Genomic DNA, 18,397 nt, shown 5'->3' on the forward strand with positions numbered 1-18,397 from the left:
CCCGGTTTACCCCTCGTCCTTGCTGAACTGCCGGGTTGGCCGGCCTCCCAGTAACCCTTCCTGATCCGGCAGCATCTCGCCGATCTGCAGGCCGTTATTGTCGATGCGGTACAGGCGCAACTCATCGGAGTGGGCGCTGGCCCGAACCTTGACCACCGCCATGATGCGCAACAAACGGCTCTGCACTTCAATATAGCGCTGGACGATGATTGCGTCGGTGAGAAACGCCGTGCCGTAAGGGCTGAAGCGCAGGTCGGTGTAGCGGTCTTCCAGTTCCGAGGTCAATAACACACTGACACCGATGCTGGTCAGTGCCGTGACCATGCGCGACAGCGACTCACGAAAGTCTTCGCGGAAAGTCGGCGCCAGCGCCAGTTCGAAACCCGACAATGAATCGATCACCACACGGGTGGCTTTCAGGCGGCTGATCTCACTGAGCAGTAAATGCACGATTTCGTCGATGGACAGGTCCGGCGCACGGCTGTCCACCAGGCCTACTTGTCCGCTTTGAATCAGCCCCGCCAGGGTGGTGTTCTGGGAGTGATTCGGCCGTTGTTCAAACACCGCAATCACGCCGGTTTCGCCATTGCGCGCGCCTTCGGCCAGGAAGGTTGACGCCAGAATGCTTTTGCCCGAGCCGGACGGACCGGCCACCAACAAGGAATAACCCCGGGGCAGGCCGCCGCCAAGCATTTCATCGAGCTGCGGCACGCCCATTTTCAGGCGTTTGCTCGGGAATTCCAGCGGTGCTTCAACCGGGCTGGCGGAGGCAGGTGCAAAGACCTTGATCCCCGACGTAGCAATACGGAAGGTATGCAGCCCCGGCAGCGTTGGCTGGCCGCGCATCTTCATGATTTCCATCTTGCGCACCATGGAGTTGCGCTCAACGCTCTGGCGCAGCCAGATCAGGCCATCAGCCACGGTAAAAATCGGGTTGGTGTCGGTTTCGGTGAAGTATTCGCCAATCAGGAAGGTCGTCGCCTGCCAAGTGGTCATCAACATGCCCAGTTGCTGAACGAACTGCGGCAGGTTGTTGTTGGGGTTGTCCTGAGTCTGGCTGGCCAGCACCACGGAGCGGAACGAATCGACAAACACCAGCCCTGGCGAGTGAGTCTCCACCTCGCTGACGATGCGCCGCAGCACCTCGTCCAGATTCCCCGCCAGGGTGTCGTCGGCCAGGTTGATATAGCGAATCGACTGGTTGATCGCTTCGCTGTCGAAAAAATCGAATTGCTGCTGATAGCGCAGCATCTTCAGCGGCGGCTCTCCCAGCACGGTAAAGAACAGCGCCGGGCGTTCAGGTGTCGCCAGGGCGAACATCATCTGATGCGCGAGGGTGGTTTTGCCACAGCCAGGCGGGCCGGCGATCAGGTTGAACGAAAACTCCGGTAATCCCCCGCCCAGCACCTCGTCCAGTCCTGGCACGCCGGTGGCCAGGCGGTTGATAGTCACTTTGGTGCTCATGGCGAATTTTCCTGCGAAGGGGTGTCGCTCAAAGAAGGTTCCCACATGCCACGAAGCAAGCGTTCGGTAAGCGAGGGCCCGATGAGCGTGGTCAGCAGCTCGTAAAACGTAGTCAGCAACACTTCACCGAAAAACAGCGCATCGGCGTCGTTGTGCTCAACGATTACGGACTTGAGGGCAGTCAGGTCCATGCCGGCTGGCACTTTGTCGTAGGTGCCGGCTAAACGCGGATGAGTAGAGGCGCACAGGTGGAGGCTGCGGCGATAAAGCGCGGCAACTCCCTGCGGGCCGATGATGGGCGTGAGGGCTACATCCATATCCCGCAAGGTTGAAATGATCGCTTGGGCGATCCTTGCGATGTCAGCATTGGGGCCAACACGGTGCGCCAGAGAAGCTACGATCTGGCGGCTCTCTTCGCTTAGCGTGGACATGGCTAACTGATATCTGATGGACAGACATCCATGCTACACCCAATAAATCGGGCGGGTGTGATTTGAATCAGGGCGCAGGGTTTCGGATGACAACCTGCAGGTAATCAATCAAAAGGCAAAAAAAAGCCCGCGGGAGGGCGGGCAAACTGTAGTTTCTTGAATGAGCGAGCGCACTTTAACGGTTGGAGAGGGGCGATGGGGTGAAGAAAAATTTATGTGGAGGTAGACCCCCGAGTTAGCGCTTACGGCAAATGATCTGCCGCAAAGTCCGCCTCCGAACGTGCCCGCAACCGGCCCTTGCGACAAGCCTGCTGGAAGCGTTCGAAATCGCGTTCATTCTGTTCGGCATAGCTATTGGCATACTTGAACAGCGCGTCGGCCAGTGCATCGCTTTTACCGATGTATCCGCTGATCTGCGCGGCCTGCCCGGATGATTTGGCATGTGCGCGGGCGAGGGCGCGACCACAGACGCGTCCATACTCCGCGAAGGTGTCCGCATCGAAGGTCTCGAGTTCGGCCGAGATTTTCATGTCGCGCAACTGCCGCACATAGAAGTGTCGACCGCTGGGGCCGGTGGTCCAACCGAGGAACAGATCACTGGCCGCCTGCATCAGCCGTTGACCATCGACCACCCGCTGACCGTTGTGCCGCTCTTTTGATTTTGTCTTCACGTAATCGGCCAGCACCGAGCGCCGTGCTTCCTTGAATTGGAGAAACAGCGGGAATTCCTGATCGTCAGTCAGCAGAGCCACCAGGCAACGAGTGCCGACGCTGCCCACACCCACCACTTTGAAGGCCATGTCCTGAATATGAAAACGTGAAAACAACGCTCGTCGGTCAGCCTGCAGCGTGCCTGGATACTCGCGCATGAAGGCGTCGTAGATCGGCCGCCAATCCGAGAGGCGCAGCCAGTCATCGTCGGCGTCCAGCAGCGTAGTGCTTTTGTGCAGGTGGAAAATTTCTGGCAGATCATCACGAATAGTCAGACGGCCATGGGCGTCACGCTCGCTGATTTTCGGCAGCAGTTCAGCATGGGAGCGACCTTTGGCTTTTTCGATGGCGCGTTCGATATGCTCGAGCGTTTTTTTGTTCGCCTGCTTGCGCAGGTCGTCGTAACGGATGGACTCGTACCAGGTTTCCAGAGAGCTTTGTTCGGCGCACTCAAGCATCGTTTCCTGATAGGCGCCGACCGCTTCGCGGCAGACCGTTTCTTCGACTGTTTCGCTATGACGCAAGTCGCGGGCGGCTACCACGATACTCGCCACCAGCCGTTTAACGTCCCACTCCCAGGGGCCGGGATGGGCCTCGTCGAAGTCGTGGACGCTGAACAGCAGATTGCGTTCGGGTGTGGCGAAGCCGCCGAAGTTCATCAGGTGGGAATCGCCACAGATTGGCGATGTCAGCCCCATGTTCGGTGTGGTGGCCAGGTCATGGGCCTGCAAAAGCGCGTTGCCGCGATAGAAGGTGAAAGGAGAAACGAGCATTCGACCGTAGCGTAATTCGACCAGGGATTTGATCCGGCCTTCGCTGGACGCTTTGATCAGCGGGAGCGGGTCGCGGGTCGCTTTTCCCGTCGACGCTTGAGCATTGCGGGGGCAGTTCTTGCGAGCATCCTTGCCTTGCTTCAAGCGGTCTTTGAGGGTTGTCATAGGGGCTCGTTTGGTGGGGGCGTATGCGGGATTAGTGTAGAAGGCCTTCGCGGGTTCATCCGAAGTTTGGGCTGCGGCTAATCTATCCTTCAAGAACCTGTTCGATGTCGCGGTCCGAAAACAAGGAGGCCTGTGCTTTCCCTGCTGATTTCGCTGCTGTTAGCCTTCCTGATCGGTTGGGTGTCCCAGCGCATGGGCATGTGCCTGGTCAATGCCACCGGGTTGTTGCTCAGGCGCCGGCCGACGCTGTTTGTGTCGCTCATCTCTTGCGGTCTGTTCGGCCTGCTACTGGCACCGTTTTACCGGTTGTTTGGCGTCAGTCAGCCGTTGTTCGTTCCTGAAATCGGCTACCTGTCGCTGGTCGGGGGCGGGTTGCTGTTCGGCATCGCCTCGGTGCTCAACGACGGTTGCAGCGTCGGCACCCTCACCAAGCTCGCCAGCGGCAACCTCAGCAAAGCCTTCACGATTATTGGCTGGGTGCTGGGGATCGTCCTCTGGTATCACCTGAACATGCTGACCGAACACAAAACCCTGCAAATGCCAACGATCTCCAGCCACCAATACTGGCTGACCATCGGCATCGTGCTGATGGCGCTACTCTTCCTGATCCGCGTTCACGGCGACAAACACCTGGTGCTGTCCAGCATGCTCCTGGGGGCCTTGACCAGCGCCCTCTACACCTTCGAACCGCTGTGGACCCCGAGCGTGTTCTTTTACAACCTCTCGCAAATGTTCTGGGCCTCGGGCGACAGCTCGCTGACCAGTCAGCGCGTGGCGGTTTTCGTCATGCTCTTGGTGGGAATGCTCAGTTACACGCTGCATCGACGGACGTTCAGCTATCAGCGGTTTGAATGGCGGGCGGCGGGGAAGCATTTACTGGCAGGGGTGTTGATGGGGATTGGTGCGTCGATGATGCTGGGTGGAAATGATTCGCAGATTTTGCTGGTGTTTCCGACGATGACTTGGGTGGGCGCAGTGCCTTTGGGGGCGATTGTAGTGGGGATATTGGTGGGGATTGGGGTGAAGCGGGTGAGGGGGTGAATTCGTGAAATCGGAATTTGAGTTAGCTGAAATGTTGCGTATTCATCACATTTTGCTATCAATGTTGCGGTAACTGCACATGGATTGCGCTCTGATAGTTTCCTGAGCCATCTGGATCACAGGGTGAGTGGGTTACAGGAAAAAAGAAGAATAGCTTTTTCACTGACTCAACAGTAAGTTACATAAAGTGAAACCTTCTGTAGAGTCATGGGTATGCATCCGCACTCAAAATCTACCCAGCCAATGGGGCGGCTTCTCCAAAAACTGACCCGTTTGGCCAGCGAAGAACGCTACCTGTTCACTCCCGACGATCTCAGATCGTTGGTGCCAGATATTTCCGACGGTGCCTACAAAACCTTATTGAGTCGCGCAGCCTCGGATGGTCATCTGGCGCGAGTGTGTAGAGGGCTTTACCTGTTTGAAGCGGCCAAACCGTCCAGCGGATTGGTGCTGTTTCATGCCGCTGCCAGGCTACGTGCCAAGGAGTTCAACTACATCAGCCTAGAAACGGCATTGAGCGATAGCGGCGTCATCTCTCAGATCCCCATCAACTGGATCACGCTGATGTCTTCTGGTCGCAGCAGCACCATTTCATGCGGACGCTGGGGCACCATCGAATTCGTTCACACCCGCCAGAAACCTCAAGACCTGGTTGGACAGGTTCACTATGACGCGCGTTGTCGCCTGTGGCGGGCAACACCGCAACAAGCATTGCGGGACATGAAGGTCGCGAAACGAAACATGGATTTGATCGATTGGAGCGTCGCCAATGAGTTTGTTTGATGAACTGGTAGATGAAGCACTTAAAAACAAACAGGATCTGGCGCCATTGCGCGTCGTGGTGGAAAAGGAACTGCTGCACCACGACATCATGCTCGCACTGAGTTCTGCCGGCATGCTCGCTAAACTCACCTTCATCGGTGGAACCTGCTTGCGTGCCTGCTACGGTTCAAACCGCTTGAGCGAGGATCTGGATTTCACCGGTGGCGCGGACTTCAATCGCGAGAGTCTGACTCAGCTTGCTCACGTTCTTGTCTCAACGCTGAAAACCAAATATGGCCTTGAGGTTGAAGTCGGTGAGCCTGTTCGTGAGGAGGGGAATGTCGATACCTGGAAGCTGAAGGTTCAGACCCGGCCCGGGCGCAAAGACCTTCCGGCGCAGCGCATCAACATCGATGTGTGTTCCATTCCGAGTTATCAGCCACAACCTATGTTGCTGCTCAATCCATATGGCGTCGACATGGGCACAAGTGGCCTGATTTTGCAGGCAGAAACACGCGAAGAAATCTATGCCGACAAAATAGTGGCTTTCGCTCTGCGTCCTAACCGAATCAAGAACCGGGATCTCTGGGACATGGTCTGGCTGCGTCAGCAGGGTGTAACGCCGCAACTGAATTTGATTGGGAAGAAACTGAGCGATCATCACTGCGAACAGGATGAATTCTTGAAGCTATTCAAGGAGCGTTCGGAACTGCTCGATGCTGATCCGAAAGTTGTGCTTGAGTTTCGCAAGGAGATGGGGCGGTTCCTGCCAGGAGAACTGGTCGCGCAAACCGTTAATGAACCGGCGTTCTGGACGTTTTTGGTTGGGCATATACGTGAGTTGTATGTGACGACGGAGAAAGCGTTGTCCGGGGCTGAGAACGTTCAGGGCTTTGGTTTCAAAATGTAAAGTCCGGCAGTCATAAAAAATGGGCGATCTCAGTGAGGTCGCCCATTTTTTCTATGCCGAAACTTGAGCCTGCAATCGTCGGCCGACGACATCCATCAAATCGCAGCCATCGCGTAGCGATGTCACCAGCACTCGCGCCAATTCACTGTGAACCCCCTCGCTCACAGCAAAGCTCTCCAGCAATTGAGTCGCGGTGCGGATGCGGTAAGCCGCGGTTTCATGCAGTACGTCCAGCGGTGCTTCAGTGTCGATCAGCAGCGACGCGATGGTGCAGTCGATGCCGGTAACAGGCATGTATCGATCCATGACAAAACCTCCATTGGGTAAAAGAGCGCGACCACTCAGTGGTGGCCGGCGGACGGAACTTCGGACACGCCATCGGGCGGGTCGAGGTTGTCCAGCGCTCGGTTTACCAACAGTTCGCCCAGCACCGCCAGCTGCTGAATCGCCAGTGCCACGTTGCGGCGCGAGCCTTCGAGATCGCAGGCGAGGTCAGTGGTCATGACGTTGAGTGAGGCGAGGGTTTCGCAGGCGTGAGCGAGCAGGGTTGGCGTGTCGACGTCGGGGAGGATGGTGAAGACGTGGCTGATGGGGTCGGGGTGGTTTGGGTTGCGGAGGCGGGCGCTGACGGTGCGTTCGGTGGTTTCGGATAGCTTGGATAAATCGAGGGGTTCTGACTCAGAAAGAGTCGGGTCTTCTGGTTGATTCGGGTTGGTCTTTTTCATTAAAGGAACTCCAGTCATTTCAGGATTCCCACGTTTTTCGGCCTGTCAAAACCGTTCGCTGTTTTGCAGCGAAGTGCAGAGATTATCTGCCAGGAGTGACGCCCGCAAGTTCACGAAAGTCGACACGAATCGCGGGAAGTTTCCTAGGACGTGGACTACGCGCTGACCAAGACATTGAAGCGTTGTTTTTTTTGAGAAAGACATAGAAGGATTATCTCTCAGAACTGAACTACGGTTGCCGAGGTGTAATTCCTACGCATTGTGACGGTTGACGGTTAGGAAGGGTAAAGACCAAAGTTTCTCCATTCGCTAACACCAATTTTCGGAGAGCAAAGCATGACAGCTGAGATCGCAATTATGAGCCGTACTGCCGTTGTACTGGCTGCCGATAGCGCTGTTACCGTCACATCGTGGAAGGATGGAAATCAAGAGCGCAGGTATTTCAAAGGTGCCAACAAGCTGTACGAGCTGTCCCGGGGCGGGCCAGTGGGGTTGATGATTTACGGATCAGCCGGGCTGCAAGGTGTTCCTTGGGAGCTACCTATCAAAGCGTTTCGAGAAACCCTCGGTAGCGACCAGTTTGACCGACTGGAAACGTACCCAGAGCGTTTTTTTGAGTTTCTACAGCACAACGACAAGCTCTTTTCAGAGGAAACCAAAAATAAAGCACTTCTTAATTTAGTCGGTGCGGCAGTGTTCCGGCTTCAGATGCTAATCGCCGTCTATGCAGAAGTGAATAAGGTTGAAGGTCTTGCCGATAAAACTGACGAAGAAATTGAGGCTGCGTTCTCTCTTGCAGAAGCCCAAGTCGATGCAATGGAGCTGCCTCAACTTCTCACAGAAGCAGACATTGCGAATGCGACAGCTAAGACGACGGAGGAGCTAACGAAGGAAGCGACCACCGCAATTCCGCTATTTATACAGTCAGCATCGCGTGTATTTCTGGTTCCACGATTCATCGTTACCCTGGTTAAACTTGCAGTAAAACAATTCATCCAATATGCAGACCAAACAGGTGTGGTAATTGCTGGTTATGGTAAGGAAGAATATTTTCCGGCACTCGAGGTCTACGATTGCTACGGCTTCCTCGGCGACAGACTAATCCTTCTTCGTAATGAGCCAAGGGTGATGGATGCCAATTCGCCTGCAGTGATTCAGCCCTTCGCGACTACTCACATGATCGATACGTTCCGCACAGGGGTAGCTCCCGATGTACTTGGCTCAATTTACGGCTCGACCAACCAAGCCTTGACGGATTTAGGTGCACGAGTGATGGCTGAGTGCGGTGCTCAGGTGCCGTTAACCGAGGAGCGCTTGAGTATCCTCGTGCAAGAGGCTCATACCGAACACACCGACCGGTGGTATCAGCAGATACGAAACCAGCATGTATTTCCACTTTCCAATATTATACATTCGCTCCCTCTGCCGGATATGGCAGGCTTGGCAAAGAGCTTAATTGAGCTAGAGTCACTGAAAGAGAGGGTGACGCGGCCTAGCGAGTCTGTTTCTGGCCCGATTGACGTTGCCGTCATTAGTAAACATGACGGGTTCGTATGGATCGATAGGAAGCATTATTTTAGACCTGAATTGAAACCTCGATTCTTCAAACGAGCAGAATAATGGAGTCAGATATGATCTTCTCAGCGCCACAACCATCGAAACCTTCGGCGTCGGCTGTCGCAAGGGATGCGTTGAGCATCGAGAATCAGCAGATCCGCCCCGCTCGGCAGCTAAAGGGTGTCAGTCAATACGATCTGATGATGCGTAAGCTGGATAGCAAACCTAGCGTACATGAGATTCTTGTGGCTTATTCGCAAACGTAAACCCGCTCGATTTTCTAAACCCGCGCATAGCGCGGGTTTTTTATGTTTTATATTTCTTAATACTCCGTAACCCCATCACCCCACAAAACCCACCCAGCCTCCCCAGCCACCAACCGATACCGAACCTGCCGCATCTTCCCCGTCCGCCCAGCCCCATCATCCGCACTCTCATAAACCGGAAACCGCCGCACCAACACACCCTCCACCACCGCAAACTCATCCTCCCCCTGATACCCCTCGGCTGCTTTCGCATTCTCACTAACAACCGGAAGATAAATATCGCTCAGCGATTTCTTACGATTGGCGGCATACGCAACCAACTCCCCCGGTAACCCGCGACCAGGGGATCTGATGAAGACGTAAATCTCCGGCGAACCATCCTGATCAAGGTCCGCGACTTCCGCCCGGACGATGTTGCCAGTGAGTGACCGGGTGATATCCGAATTATCGACCTCCAAGCCTTGAGGCGAGATGCGCACGGCAGGATTCCCGTCGACCCATTCCCCCGTCACATGAAAACGAATGCCCTGTAGTTCAAGCGTCTGGTCAAACGGCTGAGTGCTGTCCGAGGTATCGGAGGGGCTGAGGTTCAACGAAAGGTTGTAGTTCGCCACCTCGTTGCGCCGTGCGGCGTTGCGCATGAGGTACACCTGAACCGAGTATTCGCCATCGACGGGCAACGGCCCCATGAAGTGGTTGCCCATGATCGAGCCATTAAACAGCGCGTAGTCCGCGCCTTTGGCGGTGATGTTGAAGTAGGCAGAGGTGTTGGAAGGCTTGAGGTCTACGGTCAGTATCTGGCCTGCCTTCGCACTCACGCGGTATTGCGCGGTGAGCCGGCCTTGGATGGACTGTTTGATCTCGACGGCATCGGTGCCCTTGTCGAAAGGGACCTGCTCGACACGGGGCGCGACTTCGGTGGCGGCCTGTGCAGACAGGGAAACCATGGCCGCGAGGGCGGCAGTGATCCAGATGTTCATGTTTATCTTCCTTAGAACTGCGCTTCCACTTGATTACAGCTCATCCGACCTCACCGTGTGCTGGAATGATGCTCCCAAAGTCTCACCCCCAACGCCCCCGTCCGATCCAGTGATGAGCCCACCGCCAGGCAGCAGGTCTCGGTCTGAAGCCCGCACACCAACACGCGATCGACCTTCAGGCTTTTCAAATACTCACGGTCTTAGGGAAGGCGCATAGCCGTATTTGATAAAGACGCGATCGGCCTCGATCAGGCTGTCATCGTCCGGCGCAGGGTGCCATCCGAGTTATTTCTCAAAAGGCGTTTTCGTTTCGTCGTGGCGTTCCACGGTGGCGATGCTGGGCAGGTTACCGAGGATTTTCCGGATACCGTCGATGAGCCATTGCGGTGGGGAAAACCGGGCTGGACGTCAATGATAAGAAGGGCTTGAGACATGGCGAAAGTTCCGGTCTAGACGTAGTCTGACGGTCTGGAATGGCAATCGTATGACTGCCTGTAGTTAATAAATGTCGTCAAATAAATGACGGCTTGCAGGGTGAAATACCGCTCGGCGATAAATTGGACAAAGTATTGACAGTGCCCATTTGATCTCCCATTATCGGCCGCGCTTTGGTGGCCTTGCGCCATAAAATCGGCGGACTTTAATCACTCGTATCCGCTCTACTGTTCAGGGAGAGATTTCATGTTTGTTGAGCGAATACTGGTGACTGGTGGTGCAGGTTTCATTGGGTCGCACCTCGTGGAAGCGTTGCTGGGTAAAGGCTACAAAGTCCGCGTGCTGGATAATCTGTCGACCGGCAAGGTCAGCAATCTGCCGATGGACAATGCCAATCTGAGCCTGGTCATCGGTGATGTCGCAGACGGCGCCGTGGTGGCACAGGCCATGCGCGATTGCGGTGCTGTCGTTCACCTGGCGGCGGTGGCCTCGGTGCAAGCGTCGGTGGATGATCCGGTCAGTACCCACCAAAGCAACTTCGTCGGCACGCTCAACGTGTGCGAAAGCATGGTGAAGGCCGGGATCAAGCGCGTGGTATTCGCTTCCAGCGCGGCCATCTACGGCAACAACGGCGAAGGCACGGCGATTCACGAAGACACGCCAAAATCCCCGCTCACGCCATATGCCAGCGACAAACTGGCGAGTGAGCAATACCTGGATTTCTATCGCCGCGAACATGGCCTGGAACCGATGATCTTTCGGTTCTTCAACATCTTCGGCCCACGCCAGGATCCTTCATCGCCGTACTCCGGCGTGATCAGCATCTTTACCAAGCTGGCCATAGCCGAGCAGTCGGTGGCGATTTTCGGCGACGGTGCGCAGACCCGCGACTTCGTCTATGTCCAGGACCTGGTGAGCATCCTCGTTCAGTCCCTGGAAGTCAGCGAACCGAGCCCCGGCGCGGTAAATGTTGGCCTGAGTCGCTCCACCAGCCTCAACGACCTGATCACTGAATTGGGCGCCGTCACCGGCAGTCCGCTGAAGGTGATCCATCACGCGCCACGTCAGGGCGACATTCGCCATTCGCGCGCCAACAACAGCCGCCTGCTCGAGCGTTTCACGCTCCCGGAACCGACCGCCATCGGCAAAGGCCTGGCGCAGCTTATCCGCAGCCTCTAACCCGGCCGGTTCTACTGTCCGACTTCGAAGCAGTATCGGTTCAGTCAATTCAAGAGTGAGTTATGGAAATCGTTTTTCGCAGGACGCGTGTCCGCGCGGCCGCTAAACGGCTGCTCGCCGCTTTAGCGTTGTTCGTGAGCGCACCCGCCGTCCAGGCCGCAGCATTACCGCAACCCACCAGCGTAGTTTTTTGGTACGCCGATCAACCGCCTATTTCTGAGTTGGCTCAGTTCGACTGGTCGGTGGTCGAACCGGGTCATTTGACTGCGGGCGACGTCAAAACCCTGCGCAAATTGGGCAGCCAGCCATTCGCCTATCTGTCGGTGGGCGAGTTCCATGGTGGCAAGGCCGAACTCGACAAGGCATCCCTCACGGGGGCGGTCAGCCCGGTGCGTAATGGCGCGTGGGACAGTCAGGTCATGGACCTCGCGGCGCCCGCCTGGCGTGAACATTTGTTCGGCCGAGCCAAGGCGTTGCAGGCCGAAGGCTACGCCGGGTTGTTTCTCGACACCCTCGACAGCTTCCAGTTGCTGCCGGAGTCGGCGCGAGAAACACAACGCCTGGCACTCGCCGGTTTCCTGCGGGAATTGCACCAGCGTCAGCCGAACCTGAAGCTGTTTTTCAACCGTGGATTTGAAGTGTTGCCCGACCTCGATGGCGTGGCGGCCGCGGTGGCTATCGAATCCATTCACGCCGGTTGGGACGCTTCCGCCAAGCGCTATCGCCCGGTGCCTGAAGCCGATCGCCAGTGGCTGGAAACCCAGATCCAACCGTTGCGCGCCAAAGGCATCCCGTTGGTAGCCATCGACTACTTGCCGCCGGAGCGTCGCGATGAAGCGCGCAAACTGGCCAAGCGTCTACGCGATGAGGGCTTCATTCCCTACATCGGCACGCCCGAGCTGGACTCGATGGGCATCAGCAGCATCGAAATCCAGCCGCGCCGAGTCGCGCTGCTTTACGATCCGCGCGAAGGTGATCTGGTACGCAACGCCGGGCACACCTTGCTCGGCGGTTTGCTCGAATACCTCGGCTACCGGGTTGATTACCTGCCCGTCGACAGCTCTATGCCGGAGCACCGTTTCAGCGGTTTGTACGCCGGGATCGTTACCTGGATGACCAGCGGCCCGCCGCAGGACGCATCGGCCTTCAACAGCTGGATCGGCAAGCGTCTGGACGAACACGTCCCGGTGGTGTTCTTTTCCGGCCTGCCGATTCAAGACCCGCTGCTGCTCAAGCGTCTGGGCCTGAATCGCTCGGCGCCGATCGGCACTCAAGCGTTGACCATCAGCTATCAGGACAAGGCGCTGCTCGGCGCCTTCGAAGCACCGGTGCAGCCCAGATCCCGTGACCTGACCGCGATTTCCCTGCTGCCCAACGGTCCGAAAGCCGCGTTGCTGTTGACCGCTGCCGACGGCCAGACATTCGCCCCGGTGGCGACGGCCGAGTGGGGCGGTGTAGCCCTCGCGCCGTACGTTCTCGAAACGAACAACGAGCGCAGCCGCTGGATTCTCGACCCGTTCGCCTTCCTCCAGGCCAGCTTGCGCCTGCCGGTTCAGCCGCGTCCGGACACCACCACCGAAAACGGCCGCCGCATCGCCACCGTGCACATCGATGGCGATGGTTTCCCGTCGCGCGCCGAAGTGCGCGGCACGCCGTATGCCGGCAAGCAGGTGCTCGACGATTTCATTCGGCCCAACCCGTTCCTGACTTCGGTGTCGATCGTCGAAGGTGAGATTTCACCGCGCGGCATGTTCCCGTTCCTGGCGCGGGAGCTGGAACCCATCGCCCGTGAGTTGTTTGCCAACCCGAAAGTCGAAGTCGCCACCCATACCTTCAGCCATCCGTTTTTCATGCAGCCGGAAGTGGCGCAGAAACGTGAGAATTTCAAACCGGAATACGGCTTGAAAATGGCCATCCCGGGATACGACAAAATCGATTTCCGCCGCGAGATTTTTGGCTCGCGCGACTACATCAACCAGCAGCTCACCACCCCGGAAAAACCGGTGAAGTTGATCTTCTGGCCGGGCGATGCCTTGCCCTCGGCAGCCACCCTGAAGCTTGCCTATGACGCGGGCCTGAAAAACGTCAACGGCGCCGAGACCCTGCTGACCAAGGCCAATCCGTCGCTGACCGGCCTCAATCCATTACTGCGCCCCACCGCCGGCGGCTTGCAGTACTACGCGCCGATCATCAACGAAAACCTCTACACCAACCTGTGGAAGGGGCCGTACTACGGCTTCCGCGATGTGATCGACACCTTCGAACTCACCGACAGCCCACGGCGTTTGCGCGGACTGCACCTGTATTACCACTTCTATTCGAGCACCAAGCAGGCCTCGATCAAGGCGATGAACGAGATCTACGGCTACATGAAGGACCAGCAACCGATGTCGCTGTGGATGAGCGACTACCTCGATCGTGTGCATGGTTTGTATCAGGCCAGCCTGGCGCGCACCGCCGAGGGCGACTGGCAGGTTCGCGGGATGGACGCCCTGCGCACCCTTCGACTCGACCCGCAAATGGGCTGGCCGGACCTGCTGCGCTCGCAAGGCATCGCCGGTGTTCGCGACTTGCCGCAGGGCCGATACGTGGCGTTGAGCAGCGACCAGGCGTTGCTGGTGTTGCGCCCCGACCGGGATCAACGACCGGCGCTGGAGGAGGCCAACCTGCCGTTGGTGGACTGGAAATATGTGGACGAAAAGCACGTGAGCTTTTCGTTTGCCGGTCAGGTCGACCTGACCTTCTCCGTGCGCTCGGCGAGCAGCTGCCGGATTGAAGTGGACGGGCAGCAATTTGCAGGCAAGGCATCCGCCGGCCTGTGGACTTTTCAATTACCAATGAAGCAGGTGAGTCATGGTCAGCTCTACTGCATCTAACGCCTCAGCAACTAAAAGCAGCCGCCTGCTCAATCCCTGGGCATTGGCGGTGGTGGCGGTGGCCGTGGGCGGCCTGCTGTGGCTGACGTTCCAGCGCGAAGAAGTGTTCCAGCCTGATGGCCGCGAGCCGGATGCGGTCTCGGCCAATTACGCCGAATTGCTGCTGGCGGCGCACCCGGAAGACGATCACCTGCGCTTGCAGCTGGTCGATCTGTTGATCCGTCTCGGCGACTACCCGAAGGCGCGCCAGCACCTTGAGAACTGGCCGAAACCTGAACTCGAATTGCAGACGTATTACCGGCTGGAACTGGATGCACTGGAAGCGGCGAAGGCCGATGATCCGGTCGCGCAGAAAACCTTGATCGAACGCCTGCAAAGCTTTGATCACCGCCTGCTGCCGCTGCCGCAATTGCAGAACCTGGCCAAGTTGGCGCTGACGTTACAGGCGCCGGCCTTCGCGGCCAGCGTCTACGAAGAAATCGCCGAACGCGACCCGGCTCAGCGCATTGCTTCACTCAAGTCTGCCGCGCAGTGGTACCTGGCCGGTGAGCAACCTGGCCGCGCCGCCGACATTTACCTGCTGCTCAAACAGGACAGCCCACAAGCGTCCCAGCGTCGTGAATACGCGCAACTGGCGTTCAACAGCTTGTTGGCCGCCGGTCGTGGTGAGCAGGCCGCACGCGTACTGGCCGATGAACTGGATCAGCTCAAGGATCCGCAAACCGATTCGGCGTGGCTGGAGCAAGGCGTCGACGTCGCCGTCGGCAGCAAGCGCTTCGATCTGGCGCAGCGCTTTCTGGATCAGTGGCGGGTATTGCAGCCGGACAATCCGCAAATCCTCCGCAAAGAATTCAGCATGCGCCTGGCCCTCGGCGACCTGGCCGGTGCGTGGGACAGTGGTCAGCAGCTCGTGGCTGAACACCCGGATGACCTGGCCTTGCTCGAGCAAATGGGGCAGCTGGGCGAATGGCGTGGCGACAGTCAGGCCGCTCTGGGCTACTGGATTCGCCTGCTGAAACTGCACGAAGACCCGCAAACCCGCGAACACGCCTGGCGTCTGGCAAGCCAGCAATACGATTTTGACCGGGCGATTCCTTTGCTCGCCGAGATCATGGAGCAGCGCGCACTCACTGACGTCGAACTCGATGCGCTGAACTACGGTCACGAATCGCGAGGCACACCGACGCAAGCCGAAGCCTGGTTGCACGCTTACTTGCGCAAGTACCCGGCGCATCGTCTGGCCTGGACACGCCTGCTGCAAAACCTCGAAAACACCGGGCAGTTCGCGCAGAAAACCGAGGTCTACAAGCGTTACTCGAAACGCTTCGCACTGACCACGACCGAGCGCATCGACTGGGCCAATACCGACCTGAAGCTGTTTGATAACCAGGCGGCGTGGGACGTTTTGCAGGTCGATAACCGCAAGATCACCGATGAGGGCTACTGGCGCCTTCGCGCTGCTTTGGCCTGGGATCTGGAGCTCGACGACGAGCTGCAAGCTTCCCTGGAACGACTCCTCGCACTCAAGGGTTCGCTCAACAGTGGCGACGAAAGTCAGCTGATCACCATGTATCGCAGCAGCGATCCGAAACGCGCCCTGACCATGATGGTCGGCAGCTGGAGACGCACCCGTGATCCGCAGCGTCTGGTCGAATCCTTGCAGCAAGCCCAGGAGTTGCAGGACTGGCCGCAAGTGGTCGCGCTGCTCAAAGACACCCAGCAATACCCGGACGCCAGCGAGCAAGCCCAAGTGCTGGCGATACGCGGTGCCTTGGCGGTTCAGCAGGGCAATATCGACGAAGCGCAGCGTTTGTACCTGCAGGGTCTGTCGCGTTTTCCGGATGACAACCTGTTCCGCGAGCGCCTGATGTGGCTGTACGTCGATCAAGGCAACACCGCCGCGCTCAAGCCTTTGCTGACGGAGTGGAAACCCCAGGCACGTCAGGATCGAATCCTCTGGCTGCCGTTTGCCAGTGCCAGTCAGATGCTCGGTCGCGATGCCGAAGCGTTGGCCTGGTATCGCCTGTACCTCAAGACCAGTCCGCAGGATTGGCTGGTGCGCGCGGCGTACGCCGATGCCCTCGAAAGTGCCGGTTATCAGGACGCGGCCCAACGGTTGCGCTTGAAGCTGCTGCGCAGTCCCGAAGGCGAAAACATTCAACCATCGTCCCAGCGTTACGCGATCTGGTTGCGCCTGATGGCCAGCAGTTATTCGCCGGCCAAGGCGCAGCAGGAAGTGGTGAAGTGGAAGGACGGCTCGCCAGCGATGCTGCAATTGTGGTTCGAACGGTTGCTGGCTCGTCTCGACGCAACGAACCAGGAATCGCAGAAAGACCAGTGGCTTGATTGGGCGCGGGGCCAGGGCTTGAAGGTCCAGCGTTACGAAGAAATTCAGCAAGCCTTGCGCAGCCGTAACAAGGCGCAAGTCGAAACGCTGTTGGCCAGTAGCGACCTGAATCCGGCGCAACGTGCTCAGGCCCTCAGCCGTCTCGGCCGCTTCGACGAAGCCCTCGACCTCAGCCAGTCCGCACTGGGTGACGATCAGCCGGCCGCCGTGCGCGAGCAACTGCGCCGTCAGGCCGTGGAACTCCAGGAACTGACACCGCAAGGCGCGCAGCTGTCCTGGCATCAGCAGGATTTCGGCGGCCTGGAATTCAACGGGCCACGTCTGCAGATCGCGCACAACCTTGGCAGTCAGTGGTACGCCAACCTTGAGCTGGAGAACGGCACTTACAACAGCGATCAACTGATCGAGTCGCGCATGGGCGATGAGCGCAACGCCGCGCTGACCCTGCAACGTTCGGTGGAGGACGGCGGCTACAAACTGTTCGCCGACACCAGCCAGCGCGATGACGACGACCGCACCGGCCTGGGCCTGTCCCGGACCTGGCAGTTGAGTTCCAGCGACCAGATCGAAACCGGCCTGGACTGGCATCGCAAAAGCGAAGACAGCGGCCTGATGCGCGCTTTCGGCCAGCACGACAGTGTGTGGGTCGGCGGACGTCACGGGCTCTCGGCGCGGGATCAGATCAGCTGGGAAGTGGCGCAGAAATCGTTCTCTACCCGTGCGGGCGATGCCCTGGGCAACGGCCAGGCGCTGAAGATGGAATACAACCACACGCTGGAATTTGCGGGGCCTAACTGGACCGTGCGCAGCGGTGTCGATTATCAGCACAACAACGTCAAGGACCGCACCTTGGACTACCTGTCCAGCGCCAACGACGGCCCGGTGAAAAGCGTTGATGACTCGGACGACCCCACGGTCGTGACGGCCGACGATCTGCTGCAAAGCCGTTATGGCCAACTGTATGTCGGCAGCTCATGGCGTCGCGGTTTGCCGGGCGCCCTGGTGCGCACTCGCCCGCAATACACCTGGCTGGTGGACGTGACGGCGGGCTGGCAATGGCTGGATCAAACCTTCAACTACGGCATCAACACCGGGATCGGCGTCGAAGTGCTGGGCGGTGACGAATTGGCCCTCACCGTCGGCTACCAATCCGCCCCACAAGGCGGGGACGGTCAGGCAGGCGGAACACTGGGTGTGAGCTACGGCGTGCGGTTCGGACGCTGATCATGAAATGTTTACAGGAGAAAAACTGATGCAAGCAATTCGTAATCTGAGCCTGGCTCTGGCAGTCCTGTTCGTCGCCGGTTGCGCCAGTTTCACTGGCGACACCAGCCCGAACCTTCCGCGCACTGCGAAGTGGGGCACCGTGCCGATGATCAACTATTCGCAAACCCCGCAAGCCGGTGAACGCGCCGAGCAGATCCTGCTCAGCGTGCTCAGCAGCCATGGCCTGCAACCACAGGTTTACCCGGTCAGCAGTCAGGGCGAGCAAGCACTGATGGATGACAACGAGCGCCTGGCTGGTGCCCTCGACTGGGCACGGGATCAGAAGCTCGATTACGTGGTCGCCGGCAGCGTTGAAGAGTGGCAGTACAAGAACGGTCTGGACGGCGAACCGGCAGTGGGCATCAGCCTGCGCGTGCTCGAAGCCAGCAGCGGTCGTGTGCTCTGGAGCAAAAGCGGCGCGCGTGCGGGCTGGTCCCGTGAAAGCCTCGCCGGCACCGCGCAAACGGTGCTCGACACACTTGTTGGCGCCCTTCGGTTCGAGTGAATGC

General features: G+C 58.2%; 14 protein-coding genes and 1 pseudogene. 8 read left to right on the forward strand and 7 right to left on the reverse strand.

Translation table 11 applies throughout. From position 1 onward, the window contains the following. Nucleotides 1-6: 6 nt before the first annotated feature. The 3 genes from ACYZTY_RS02305 to ACYZTY_RS02315 form a co-directional block, all read right to left on the reverse strand. A complete protein-coding gene (locus ACYZTY_RS02305; protein ID WP_461957143.1) occupies nt 7-1,464 on the reverse strand; it encodes an ATPase domain-containing protein in 1,458 nt (485 codons plus the stop codon). Then, nucleotides 1,461-1,895: a hypothetical protein gene (locus tag ACYZTY_RS02310; protein WP_461957144.1), complete on the reverse strand. Its 435-nt coding sequence runs from the start codon at nt 1,893-1,895 to the stop codon at nt 1,461-1,463. The genes ACYZTY_RS02305 and ACYZTY_RS02310 overlap by 4 nt, the downstream gene beginning before the upstream one ends. A 242-nt stretch (nt 1,896-2,137) precedes the next feature. Further along, nucleotides 2,138-3,544 (reverse strand): DUF2252 domain-containing protein, encoded by a 1,407-nt coding sequence (locus tag ACYZTY_RS02315; RefSeq protein WP_461957145.1) that lies wholly within the window; start codon nt 3,542-3,544, stop codon nt 2,138-2,140. Nucleotides 3,545-3,676: 132 nt separating this feature from the next. Between ACYZTY_RS02315 and ACYZTY_RS02320 the strand changes: the two genes are divergently transcribed. The 3 genes from ACYZTY_RS02320 to ACYZTY_RS02330 all read left to right on the forward strand — a co-directional run bounded on the left by ACYZTY_RS02320 (nt 3,677) and on the right by ACYZTY_RS02330 (nt 6,257). Further along, the gene (locus tag ACYZTY_RS02320; protein WP_461957146.1) at nt 3,677-4,585 is read left to right on the forward strand and encodes a YeeE/YedE thiosulfate transporter family protein; all 909 of its coding nucleotides are present in this window, start codon (nt 3,677-3,679) and stop codon (nt 4,583-4,585) included. 213 nt (nt 4,586-4,798) lie between these two features. Continuing rightward, on the forward strand, nt 4,799-5,368 hold the full coding sequence (gene abiEi, locus ACYZTY_RS02325; protein ID WP_461957147.1) for a type IV toxin-antitoxin system AbiEi family antitoxin: 570 nt from the start codon (nt 4,799-4,801) through the stop codon (nt 5,366-5,368). Then, nucleotides 5,355-6,257: a nucleotidyl transferase AbiEii/AbiGii toxin family protein gene (locus ACYZTY_RS02330; RefSeq protein WP_461957148.1), complete on the forward strand. Its 903-nt coding sequence runs from the start codon at nt 5,355-5,357 to the stop codon at nt 6,255-6,257. The genes abiEi and ACYZTY_RS02330 overlap by 14 nt, the downstream gene beginning before the upstream one ends. Before the next feature lie 51 nt (nt 6,258-6,308). Here the strand turns inward: ACYZTY_RS02330 and ACYZTY_RS02335 are convergent, their stop codons facing one another. Together ACYZTY_RS02335 and ACYZTY_RS02340 are read right to left on the reverse strand one after the other, a co-directional pair. After that, nucleotides 6,309-6,563, reverse strand: a complete 255-nt coding sequence (locus ACYZTY_RS02335) for a hypothetical protein (RefSeq protein ID WP_090175784.1) — start codon at nt 6,561-6,563, stop codon at nt 6,309-6,311. Between the two features lie 35 nt (nt 6,564-6,598). Continuing rightward, nucleotides 6,599-6,982 carry a DUF6124 family protein gene (locus ACYZTY_RS02340; protein WP_461957149.1) on the reverse strand — a complete coding sequence of 128 codons (384 nt, stop codon included), beginning with the start codon at nt 6,980-6,982 and terminating at the stop codon, nt 6,599-6,601. Nucleotides 6,983-7,318: 336 nt separating this feature from the next. On the opposite strand from ACYZTY_RS02340, the gene ACYZTY_RS02345 reads away from it, so the two are divergent. Next, complete coding sequence (locus tag ACYZTY_RS02345) at nt 7,319-8,602, forward strand: hypothetical protein (protein WP_461957150.1); 1,284 nt, start codon at nt 7,319-7,321, stop codon at nt 8,600-8,602. Between the two features lie 259 nt (nt 8,603-8,861). Here the strand turns inward: ACYZTY_RS02345 and ACYZTY_RS02350 are convergent, their stop codons facing one another. Next, entirely contained in the window at nt 8,862-9,785 is a 924-nt protein-coding gene (locus tag ACYZTY_RS02350; protein ID WP_461957151.1) for a hypothetical protein, read from the reverse strand. Between the two features lie 33 nt (nt 9,786-9,818). After that, nucleotides 9,819-10,219: pseudogene (locus tag ACYZTY_RS02355) on the reverse strand (cysteine hydrolase family protein). A gap of 247 nt (nt 10,220-10,466) precedes the next feature. On the opposite strand from ACYZTY_RS02355, the gene ACYZTY_RS02360 reads away from it, so the two are divergent. The 4 genes from ACYZTY_RS02360 (at nt 10,467) to ACYZTY_RS02375 (ending at nt 18,393) form a co-directional block, all read left to right on the forward strand. Beyond that, nucleotides 10,467-11,399, forward strand: coding sequence for an NAD-dependent epimerase/dehydratase family protein (locus ACYZTY_RS02360; RefSeq protein WP_461957152.1), 933 nt, complete (start codon nt 10,467-10,469; stop codon nt 11,397-11,399). A 62-nt stretch (nt 11,400-11,461) separates the two neighbouring features. Continuing rightward, entirely contained in the window at nt 11,462-14,275 is a 2,814-nt protein-coding gene (locus ACYZTY_RS02365; protein ID WP_461957153.1) for an endo alpha-1,4 polygalactosaminidase, read from the forward strand. After that, on the forward strand, nt 14,253-17,846 hold the full coding sequence (locus tag ACYZTY_RS02370) for a tetratricopeptide repeat protein (RefSeq protein WP_461957154.1): 3,594 nt from the start codon (nt 14,253-14,255) through the stop codon (nt 17,844-17,846). Before ACYZTY_RS02365 ends, ACYZTY_RS02370 begins: the two co-directional genes overlap by 23 nt. Before the next feature lie 28 nt (nt 17,847-17,874). Further along, nucleotides 17,875-18,393: a penicillin-binding protein activator LpoB gene (locus ACYZTY_RS02375; RefSeq protein ID WP_461957155.1), complete on the forward strand. Its 519-nt coding sequence runs from the start codon at nt 17,875-17,877 to the stop codon at nt 18,391-18,393. Nucleotides 18,394-18,397: the final 4 nt, after the last annotated feature.

It is taken from the genome of Pseudomonas sp. LB1P83, assembly GCF_054897885.1.